This window comes from Teichococcus aestuarii (genome assembly GCF_003116135.1).
Classification (GTDB): domain Bacteria; phylum Pseudomonadota; class Alphaproteobacteria; order Acetobacterales; family Acetobacteraceae; genus Pseudoroseomonas; species Pseudoroseomonas aestuarii.
Genome location: NZ_PDOA01000048.1, coordinates 1 through 9,107 on the forward strand (window position 1 = coordinate 1; position 9,107 = coordinate 9,107).

6 protein-coding genes and 3 pseudogenes are annotated in these 9,107 nt (G+C 64.2%); 3 read left to right on the top strand and 6 right to left on the bottom strand.

Features of this window, described 5'->3' with window-relative positions; genetic code table 11:
* Nucleotides 1-127, bottom strand: a pseudogene (locus CR165_RS23715) (transposase); the annotation flags it as partial.
* 208 nt (nucleotides 128-335) lie between these two features.
* Between CR165_RS23715 and CR165_RS23720 the strand changes: the two are divergent.
* On the top strand, nucleotides 336-1,340 hold the full coding sequence (locus CR165_RS23720; RefSeq protein ID WP_181378354.1) for a zinc metalloprotease HtpX: 1,005 nt from the start codon (nucleotides 336-338) through the stop codon (nucleotides 1,338-1,340).
* 171 nt (nucleotides 1,341-1,511) lie between these two features.
* Here CR165_RS23720 and CR165_RS25290 read toward each other — a convergent pair whose 3' ends face one another.
* Both CR165_RS25290 and CR165_RS23730 read right to left on the bottom strand, forming a co-directional pair.
* Nucleotides 1,512-1,814 carry a helix-turn-helix domain-containing protein gene (locus CR165_RS25290; RefSeq protein ID WP_181378355.1) on the bottom strand — a complete coding sequence of 101 codons (303 nt, stop codon included), beginning with the start codon at nucleotides 1,812-1,814 and terminating at the stop codon, nucleotides 1,512-1,514.
* Nucleotides 1,814-2,910 (bottom strand): annotated as a pseudogene (locus tag CR165_RS23730) (IS3 family transposase). The gene CR165_RS25290 and the pseudogene CR165_RS23730 overlap by 1 nt, the downstream one beginning before the upstream one ends.
* A 486-nt stretch (nucleotides 2,911-3,396) precedes the next feature.
* Here CR165_RS23730 and pepT point away from each other — a divergent pair.
* Nucleotides 3,397-4,647, top strand: coding sequence for a peptidase T (gene pepT, locus CR165_RS23740; RefSeq protein WP_109519365.1), 1,251 nt, complete (start codon nucleotides 3,397-3,399; stop codon nucleotides 4,645-4,647).
* Nucleotides 4,648-4,841: 194 nt separating this feature from the next.
* On the opposite strand, the gene CR165_RS23745 is transcribed toward pepT, so the two are convergent.
* Entirely contained in the window at nucleotides 4,842-7,181 is a 2,340-nt protein-coding gene (locus CR165_RS23745) for a PAS domain S-box protein (RefSeq protein ID WP_109519366.1), read from the bottom strand.
* 273 nt (nucleotides 7,182-7,454) lie between these two features.
* On the opposite strand from CR165_RS23745, the gene CR165_RS23750 reads away from it, so the two are divergent.
* Nucleotides 7,455-7,904 (top strand): hypothetical protein, encoded by a 450-nt coding sequence (locus tag CR165_RS23750; protein ID WP_245906733.1) that lies wholly within the window; start codon nucleotides 7,455-7,457, stop codon nucleotides 7,902-7,904.
* A gap of 191 nt (nucleotides 7,905-8,095) precedes the next feature.
* Here the strand turns inward: CR165_RS23750 and CR165_RS23755 are convergent, their stop codons facing one another.
* Nucleotides 8,096-8,887: an IS5 family transposase gene (locus CR165_RS23755; RefSeq protein WP_109519367.1), complete on the bottom strand. Its 792-nt coding sequence runs from the start codon at nucleotides 8,885-8,887 to the stop codon at nucleotides 8,096-8,098.
* Between the two features lie 112 nt (nucleotides 8,888-8,999).
* Nucleotides 9,000-9,107: pseudogene (locus tag CR165_RS23760) on the bottom strand (IS5-like element ISRso1 family transposase); the annotation flags it as partial.

Genomic DNA, 9,107 nt, shown 5'->3' on the forward strand with positions numbered 1-9,107 from the left:
CGGTGTCCACCGCGATGTGGCGCTTGCGGCCCTTGAGGCGTTTGGCGGCATCATAGCCCCCACCGCCTGCCGCCTGAGGCGATTTCACGGTTTGGCTGTCCAGGACCCCGGCCGAAGGACTGGCCTCTAAGGTTCTGGTACTGAAGCCAGCTGCTACAAGCAGGCGAAGAGGATTAACGCTTCTAAAGCGGTCAACGAGTCGCCAGAGCCGCCCTGGCCAAGTACAGTCGGCAGCGGAACCATTCCGAAATTTCGAGTCGCGAAGCGTTCGAAGCAGCGGATCATTTTGAGCTTTTTCTCCGCCGTGCCGCCCGCCATTGACGATGAGAGAGAGCATGCACCATTGCTTCAACGCTGCACTTGCGGCAGCGCCTATACAAAAGCCGCTTTGGCTCGACCGCGCGGCGCTGCGTCGTCATCAGCAGCTGAACCGGCTGCAGTCGGTATTGCTGCTTGTCGGCCTTGGATTACTCGCAGCGATGACAGGAAGCCTCCTGGCTGGTCTTGACGGCATGCTGCTCGCGGCAGGTGCGTCGCTGCTGTTGCTCCTGTTAGAGCCAATCGCTGGCGACACGGCATTCCGCCACGTGTTCGGCGCCGTCCCGCTTCACCCAGCGCAGGCACCGGAACTTTATGCGCTGGCCCAGGAGGTGGCACGCCGCGCCGGCCTTCCGCGTGTGCCCATGCTTCACCTGATACCCTCCAGCCAAATTCAGGCCATGGCCGGCGGTGGGCGGAAGAGCCCGGTAATCGCCTTGACCATTGGCCTGCTCACCACCTTGCCACCCCGCGAAGTGGCAGGAGTGCTCGCGCATGAGATAGCTCATCTCCGGCATGGAGATCTTCGTGTTCTGCGGCTTGCCGCCGCTGCGGCGACGCTGACGCGTGGCATGGGTTTGATAGGCACCATGCTGCTGATGCTTTGGTTGCCGGCCCTGGTAGCTGCCGGTGCGGCGCCGTCACCGCTGGCCATCCTTCTGCTCGTTGCCGCACCGACGGTGGGCGACCTGCTCACGCTTTCCCTTTCGCGGAGGCGGGAGTTCCTTGCCGATGCCGGCGCTGTCGAGCTTACCGGCGATCCAGCCGGGCTGGCGGCAGCCCTGGTGCGGCTCGAGCGCCTTCAGGGCGATGACTGGGAACGGCTAGCAACACGCAGCGGCGCTTGGTGGCTGCGTTGGCTCCGAACCCATCCGACTGTCCGGGAGCGCGTCGCACGGCTCGCCTGCATCGTCACGACGGCACCGCCTGTGAAGTCCTCAGTGTTGGACGCTGTCATGCGCGATATGGTGATGCCGCGCGGCCATGCCGGTCAGCGCTTTGCGCGGCGCTGGATGCTCTAAGCAGCGCCAGGCCAAGCGAAGACGGATTCGCGAAGTTCCAGGCAGGTCCTACCTCGCCGGCTTACCCACAAGGCCAGATCGCTGCCTCAGGTGCCTGTCAGGCCCCCCAGCACAGCGCAGCAACAGGTTCTTCGAGGCACCCAGGTGTGCGGCGAACAAGCTTTCAGACGCTCAGCGATAATCCGACCAAGTTTCATCCTGCTCGTCCTCTTTGCTTGCTCTGCCAGTGGACTTTGTTGGCACAAAGCCAACTTGGTAGCCAAAAGGCTTGTCGATCTTTGCCAGCGTTTCTGCCGTCGGATTTGCTGTTCCTGCCTCCAGCTCAATGACCAACCGCCGCGTCAGCTTGAAGGCCTGCGCAAAGCGCGCCTTGGTCCTGCTCCCTGATCTGGCCCGGGCTCTATGCAACTCGTCGGGCTTGTTGACCGTAACCCCGGAACTGGTCCGCCCGCAGGGAGAGCTTTCCGGCTTCATCAGCAGCCCTTCCGGGTTGCTTTGGCAGCGAATTCCTGGGGCGTCAGGTGCCCCAGGGCACTGTGAGGACGGCACGCATTGTAGTCCCGTCTCCAGGCTTCGATCTTGCTCCTGGCATCCTCCAGCGACAAGAACCAATGCGTGTCCAGGCATTCGTCGCGCAGGCGGCCGTTGAAACTCTCCACTAACCCGTTGTCGGTTGGCTTGCCCGGTCGGGAGAAGTCCAGCGTCACGCCGCGCTCATAGGCTCAGCGGTCCAGCGCCTTCGACACGAACTCGGGACCGTTGTCGACCCTGATCCGTTCCGGCGCAACACGATGTGCCGCGATCCGCTCGACCGCCTGCACGACGTGCTCATCCCGGATGCCACCGTCCACGACGATCGCCAGCGCCTCCCGGGTATCGTTGTCCAGCAGCGTCAGGGCGCGGATCTGGCGCCCGTCGAACAAGGCATCGGAGACGAAGTCCATCGACCATTGCTGGTTCGGCCTGGTCGCGACCTCCCGCTCCAGGCGTCGTGCCGCGGTGACGTGCCGTCGTGGACGTTTGCGGCGCAGGCTCATACCTTCCAGACGGTACAGCCGATAGACGCGTTTCCTGTTCACGGCCCAGCCTTCGCGCCGGAGCAGGATATGGATGCGCGGGTAGCCGTAGCGGACACGCACCGCGGCAATCTCGCAAATCCGCAGTCTCAGGGGCGCTTGGTCGTCGCGACTGGAGCGATAACGCTGCGAAGAGCGGTGGAAGCGCAGCGCCGCACATCCCCGGCGTTCACTCACGCCGAACCTGTCCTGCACGTGCCGGACAAGGTCGCGCCGACGATCAGGCGTCAGGGCTTTTTTGCCAGCACGTCCTGCAGCATGGCCTTGTCCAGGCTGAGATCGGCCACCGGGCGTTTCAGCTTGGTATTCTCCTCCTGGAGCTGCCGCAGCTGCCGGAGCTCCGAAGGGCCCAGGCCACCGTACTTCTGCTTCCAGCGGAAGAACGTGGCCTCCGACACGCCCATCTTGCGGCACACCTCGGCCACCGCCGTGCCCAACTCCGCCTGCTTCAAGGCGAAGGCAATCTGCTCTTCCGTGTCGTGGCTCTTCCGCATCACCCAGCCTCCGTTCAGGTCAACAATCCTGCCGGAAAACTCTCAGAATGGCCGGGCCAGTTTACAGGTTTAAGGTCACTGAACCACGACCCGCGCGACAACCGTCTGCGCAACCTTCATGCCCTTTGCCAGCGCTGCCGCCTGCTGCACGACCGCACCTACCACCGCGCGCAGCCGTGGAAGACCATGCGTCGGCGCTGGGCCATGGGTGACCTCTTCCTTGGCCTCTACGCGTGACCGAACCCTGAGTTAGGTCGGCCTGTAGCCTCCCACCTTTTCCTCGGCAAGAATGGCACCATTGATATAGAAAACGACAATCCTCTGATTATCAGATGCGCATTCAAAACCAAGCAATTGATCTGAGCCTGATAACGCTACATGCCAGTTCCAGGCTTCTTTTCGTCCTTTGGCGGCCGGTACCCAGGGGCGATGATGCTCTGTGCGCCGCGTCAATGCGTTTGGGCTTTACATACAGGAGCATTTCTCATGGCCAACGTCCTCGCCGAGCAGCTCATCGAGCGCTTCTTCCGCTACCTCGCGATTGAGAGCCAGAGCGATGCGAAGGCCACTATCGTACCCAGCACCCCCGGACAGCGCCGGCTGGCGGAGCTGCTGAAGACCGAATTAGAGGCGCTCGGCCTGCCGGACATCCACCTCGACGCGCATGGCATCCTGACTGCCCGGCTGCCGGGAAACCGGGCGGGAGCGCCCTGCATCGGCTTCGTGGCGCATCTGGACACAGTGGATGTCGGCCTCTCCCCCGAGGTCAAGCCGCAGCGCATGATGTTCGAGGGCGGCGATCTGCCGCTGAACCGGGAGCAGGACATCTGGCTGCGTGTCGCCGAACACCCGGAGATCCTGGCCTATCGCGGGCAGGAGATCCTGCTCGGCGACGGCACCAGCGTCCTGGGCGCGGACAACAAGGCGGCCATCGCCGTGGTGATGACGCTGCTGGACCGGCTGAGGGAGAGCGATGCGCCGCGCGGCGACATCATCGTGGCCTTCGTGCCAGATGAGGAAATCGGCCTGCGCGGCGCCAAGCTGCTGGACCTCGCGCGCTTCCCCGCCGCTTTCGCCTACACCATCGACTGCTGCGAGCGGGGCGAGGTGGTCTATGAGACCTTCAATGCCGCCAGCGTCACTGTAGACATCACCGGCGTCACCGCCCATCCCATGGCGGCCAAGGGTGTCCTGGTGAACCCCATCCTCATTGCCACCGAGCTGGTGGGCATGTTCGACCCTCTGCAGACGCCCGAGCATACGGAAGGGCGCGAGGGCTACTGGTGGTGCAACGGCATCACCGGCAACCAGAGCACGGCGCAGCTGCAGATCTCGATCCGCGACCATGACGGCGAGCGCTTCGCCGCCCGCAAGCGCTTCGCCGCCGAGGCGGTGGAGGCGCTGCGGGCACGCCACCCCCGCGCCCGCATCGAATGCCGCATTGAGGACAGCTACAGCAACATCGATGCGGCTCTGGGCAACGACCGGCACTGTGTGGAGCTGATCTTCCGCGGGCTGCGGGAGATGGGCATCGCGCCCAAGGTGATCGCGATGCGCGGCGGCACGGATGGCTCCGCTTTGTCCGCCCGTGGCGTGCCAACGCCAAACTATTTCACGGGCGCGCACAATTTCCACTCGCGCTTCGAGTTCCTGCCCGTCGGCTCCTTTGTCGAGGCCTACCGCCTGACCGAGCGTCTTTGCGCCCTGGCGGCTGAGGAACGGCAAAGCGCGGCTTGAGCGTTGGATCGACGCCGCTGGTAGTGGAAAGCTTCGCTGCCTCTCTGCCAGAAGCAGCCATCCGTTTCGTTGCTCAGCGTCTTCGCTTGGCTCCTTTGCGAAGTGGCTTGATCACGCTCCTCGGGTCATCATTGAGCAGTTGCGGTGATTGACAGTTGGCGCACATTCCCGACCAAGGCTGGCCTGTTGAGCTTCTATGCGGCTGCCAAAGGCGCAGTCGCACTGGCCTTCGCGAGGGGGATCGAAATGTCACAGATCAGACCTGTTCTCTCCCAGTGCCATGCCAACGTCCCGCCGAGCTGGCTGCGAATTGTCGCCTCGATCACCCGTGAACCAAAGCCCCGTCGCGTCGGTTGCGCAACGGGCGGTCCGCCGCTTTCCGCCCATTGCAGACACAGCAATCCGGCGCAGGTATCCAGGCGCCAGGCAAGCTGGACCTTGCCGCCGGGCGCCGAGAGTGCTCCATGCTTGACCGCATTCGTTGCTAACTCGTGCAACACCATGGCCATGGGCTGCACCGCCGTGGACGAAAGCCGGCAGGGTGGACCGCTCAGGATGATAGCCTCCTCCTGCTCGTACTGCCGGGAATGGGCCGCCAGTTCCCGCTCCGCTACGGTGCGGAGGTCAGCCGCCAGCCAGCCTTCCTGTGCAAGCAAGGAGTGCGCCCGCGCAAGCGCCGCCACGCGCGCCTCAACAGCCGCGGCAAAGGATCTGGGGTCATTTGCCGGCGTCAGGCGCAGCATGGATTGAACAACGGCCAAGGCATTCTTGGCGCGGTGATCCACCTCACGGGCCAGTAGGTTCTGCTTTTCCTCCGCCGCGCGCCGCTCGGTGATGTCGCGCAGCACGCCGGTAAAGAACCGTGCGCCGGCCGCGTCCTGCCACTCTCCAATGGATGCTTCGAGGGGAATAAGGGAGCCATCCTGGCGCAGCCCCTCGAGCTTGGTGACGGCGCCCAGGACGCGCCGCTCACCCGTGCGCAGGTAGTGCGCGAGGTAGCTGTCATGCCGCTCCGCATCGGGTGCGGGCATCAGCATGGAGATGTTCTGCCCAACCACCTCCACCGCCGCATGACCGAAGATGTGCTCAGCTCCCTGGTTGAAGGACTGGACGATGCCTTGCACGTCCATCACCACAATGGCGTCGGGTGCCGTGTCAACCAAAGCGCGCATCCGTGCCTCGCTTGCGGCGAGCGCCGCCTCGACCCCTTTGCGGTCATGGATGTTGGCGAGGACGCCGAACCATTCCGCGATCCGGCCCCCGTCATCGAGGATCGGCACACCCCGCGCCTGGTGCCAAAGCCACTGCCCATCCCGTGCCCGAACGCGGTACTCGACGCTCACGGGCCTTCTCTCGGCCATTGCCTGCCGCCACTCCGCTACCGTCGGCTCGACGTCGTCGGGGTGCAGTGCTCGCAGCCAGCCTCTCCCGCGCAACTCCTCCCCGCCTTGCCCGGTCAGAAGTTCCCATCCCCGGCTTTCGAGAATGTAGCCATCCGGCTCTGCACGCCAGAGTGCTGCGGCGCCAGCTTCGACCAACGCCCGATGACGCCGTTCGCTGGCTGCCATGGTCGCACCTGCGGAACTGATCGCCGCGCGCAGGGATTCGAACTCGGTGACACCCAGGCGATGCGAGGCAGGCGAGAAGGACACGAGGGTATTTCCCCCGCCTCCTGCGGCCACGGTCTCAGCCTGCTTCTGCAAAGTAGCAATGGGATTGAGAACGCGACCACCCAGCCACAGGGCAAAAGCCAACGCAAGCACCAGCGCGGCTGCCCCGCCTAGCACCAAGGTCATGATGGGTGGGCGCCAACTCGCGTGGTAGGCAGCAATGGGTTCAAGCACCATCAAGGTCCATCCGGGGGTGCCTGAGATGCGCTGAAAGGCGAGCTTGACCTCCTCTCCAGCCAAAGTCCTGCCGGAGGCTAGGCCGTCCGTCTGCCCGTTGGTGGCCTCCGCGTACCAGTTCGGAACCTGCCGGCCAATGAAATTCCCGGCCTCCCGCGAGCGCGCGATGATGATGTTCTGGCCGTCGGCAATGGTCGCGACGGCGCCACCTGAAAGATTCGGTGCGGCGAGGAGGCCGGAGAGCCGTTCCGGATCGATGCGCGTGCCGATCACCGCAACGCCGCGGCCCTCCCGCAGCACGGGAACGTTGACGATAATGACTGGCCGTTGGGAGATGGCACCGGTCAGGAGGTTGCTGACACTCGGCCTCGCCCTCTCCAACGCTGTTCGCGTTATCGCAGAGGCGGCAGTCGTCGGAAGCCTCGCGCCGAACGCACGGTCAGTGTCGATCCGGATGCGAAGATCGGGCCCGACCAGCCCGACGGAGGAGCCCACGGCCTCTGCGGCGCGGCGCGCATGCGTGTAGAAGGCCTTCAGATCCCCATCGGCTCCCCCATCGAGCGAGGGGGACGTGGCAAGGGCGGACAGCGTGGAAACATGATTGGCAATCTCGCGGCTAATGACGAGGGCTACACCGCGGGCGGTGTCACGTAGCCGGTCCTCGAAGGCGCGCTGGAAGCTGCCCATGGCCAGCCATGCACCAACCGCGCCGACACTCAGTGCTGGCAGGAGAGCAACAAAGACAATGGCTGCAAGGTGGATCCGTAGGGGACGTGGACCGAACAGAAATCTTGAGGCCTTTTGTCTTTCTCGAGAGGTTGCCAAGAGGGTGATCCCGTTAAGATCCACAGTGCACGTTATGAGAGTGTCTTATGGATTTCTACACAACCAGGGACTTTTTTGGGTTGCCGGACCTGTGATGAGCGCTGCGGTGGGATCGTCTCCCATTGAGGATGGAACATGGCCTTGCAGGGCCACGGTATGGCGGGCGACATGGAAATCGAAGCTCATCCCCTTATCGAGCGTGTCGAGGGCCGCCTGGAGCGCCTTGGCCTTAATGCCGAGGAGGCTCTGCGTGCCGCGGGCCTGCCCCCGGACCTGTTGGAGAACATCCGCCAGGGCAAGGCCCGCGTGCCCCGCGGCCAATCGCTGGTCCGCCTGTCAGAGGCGCTGTCCACCTCCGTGGCCTACCTCGTCGGCCTCGACCCGGACGCGCAGCCACCCCAGGAACTTCTTGAAGAGGACCAGGCTAATCTGGGCCTGCTTGCCGCCGACGAGGACGCGCTGCTCCGGGCGTACAGGCGCCTGGACATCCCGGCTCGCGCAGCTGCGCTGCACGTCATGCTGACCATGGCAGGCCCCGAGCCTCAGCCAACAGGTAGGCATGGGAAACGTGCCAAGTTGGCCTGAACAGTGACAACTGCTGCTCGACCTTCAAAGCTCCGGCATGCTGCGCAAGTTGGCGCCGCAAGGCTTATAGAGTTGCATGACGACCCTAGACCAGCCTGATAACCTTTGATTATCGTGCTCGTCGTAAATCAGATGGCTTTTAGCCAAAGTTATGTCTGATAATCCATATTTGTGGGAGGCTGGCTGGAAACTCATGCGGAACGACCGAGGCGCCTGACGAGGAGCATGACGGAAGCGGCGTGGAGGAAGGCCCCGGCGGGGGCGATGGTTCGTTCGAAGTCCTTGGCCAACCTGCGGTTACGGTTCAGCCAGGCGAAGGTTCTCTCCACCACCCAACGTCTCGGCTGCACGGCGAAGCCGATCTGGCCCTTGGGTTTGCGGATGATCTCGGGCGTGATGCAAGTCGCCTTGGCGACGCGCTCTCCCACGTAAGCGCTGTCGGCGAAGACCTTCTTGATAAAGGGGAAGCGTTTGCGCGAAGCCTTCAAGCTCGGCACCGCCTCATCCCTGTCCTGGATGCCAGCGGAATGGCTGCGCAGCACCAGAGGCCGCCCTGCGGTATCGACCATGATGTGCCGCTTGCGACCTTTGATCTTCCTGCCCGCGTCATAGCCATGCGGACCTCCGGCCTCGGTGGTTCTGACGCTCTGGCTGTCGATCACCGCGGCACTGGGGCTGGCGTCTCGGCCCAACCTTTCCCGCTCCAGCAGGACCAGGCGATGAGCCAGCGCTTCAAACAGGAACCAGCCGTAGACGGTTTGCTTGGGCGGGAACCGCTCCGGCAGCATGCGCCAGGGGCAACCGCTGCGCAGGACAAAGAAGATCGCCTCCAACACCAGCCGAGGGGGCCAGGTCCGGTGCCGCCCCGTCCGCCGGGCCTGCGGCATCATCGGCTCCAGCACTGCCCATTCCGTCTCCGTCAGGTCGCTGGCGATACGCAGCCCTGCTCGGCTATGCTGCTTCCGGCTGGTCAGGGCCCACATCAGGCGCTCCAACTTGGTCTCGGCAACCCGCTGAAATCATCCCCGCCCCGGCCAGCCAACCCTCATTCCGTTCCCGTTTCCAGCCAGCCTCTTAGTGCCCGTTTGAGAATGGTCATGGGTGGGCGATGCGCCTGATGAGGAGCGCGCCCATGCCGACGTGGATCATGGCTTCGGAGACGTCGCAGCGGCGCTCGTAGTCGCGAACCAGGCGGCGCCAACG

Bases quoted from the DNA above. Each gene is read 5' to 3' on its own strand.
- CR165_RS23755 (WP_109519367.1), bottom strand. From the start codon at position 8,887: ATGTGGGCCCTGACCAGCCGGAAGCAGCATAGCCGAGCAGGGCTGCGT.
- CR165_RS23750 (WP_245906733.1), top strand. From the start codon at position 7,455: ATGGCCTTGCAGGGCCACGGTATGGCGGGCGACATGGAAATCGAAGCT.
- pepT (WP_109519365.1), top strand. From the start codon at position 3,397: ATGGCCAACGTCCTCGCCGAGCAGCTCATCGAGCGCTTCTTCCGCTAC.
- CR165_RS23720 (WP_181378354.1), top strand. From the start codon at position 336: ATGCACCATTGCTTCAACGCTGCACTTGCGGCAGCGCCTATACAAAAG.
- CR165_RS25290 (WP_181378355.1), bottom strand. From the start codon at position 1,814: ATGAAGCCGGAAAGCTCTCCCTGCGGGCGGACCAGTTCCGGGGTTACG.
- CR165_RS23745 (WP_109519366.1), bottom strand. From the start codon at position 7,181: ATGGGCAGCTTCCAGCGCGCCTTCGAGGACCGGCTACGTGACACCGCC.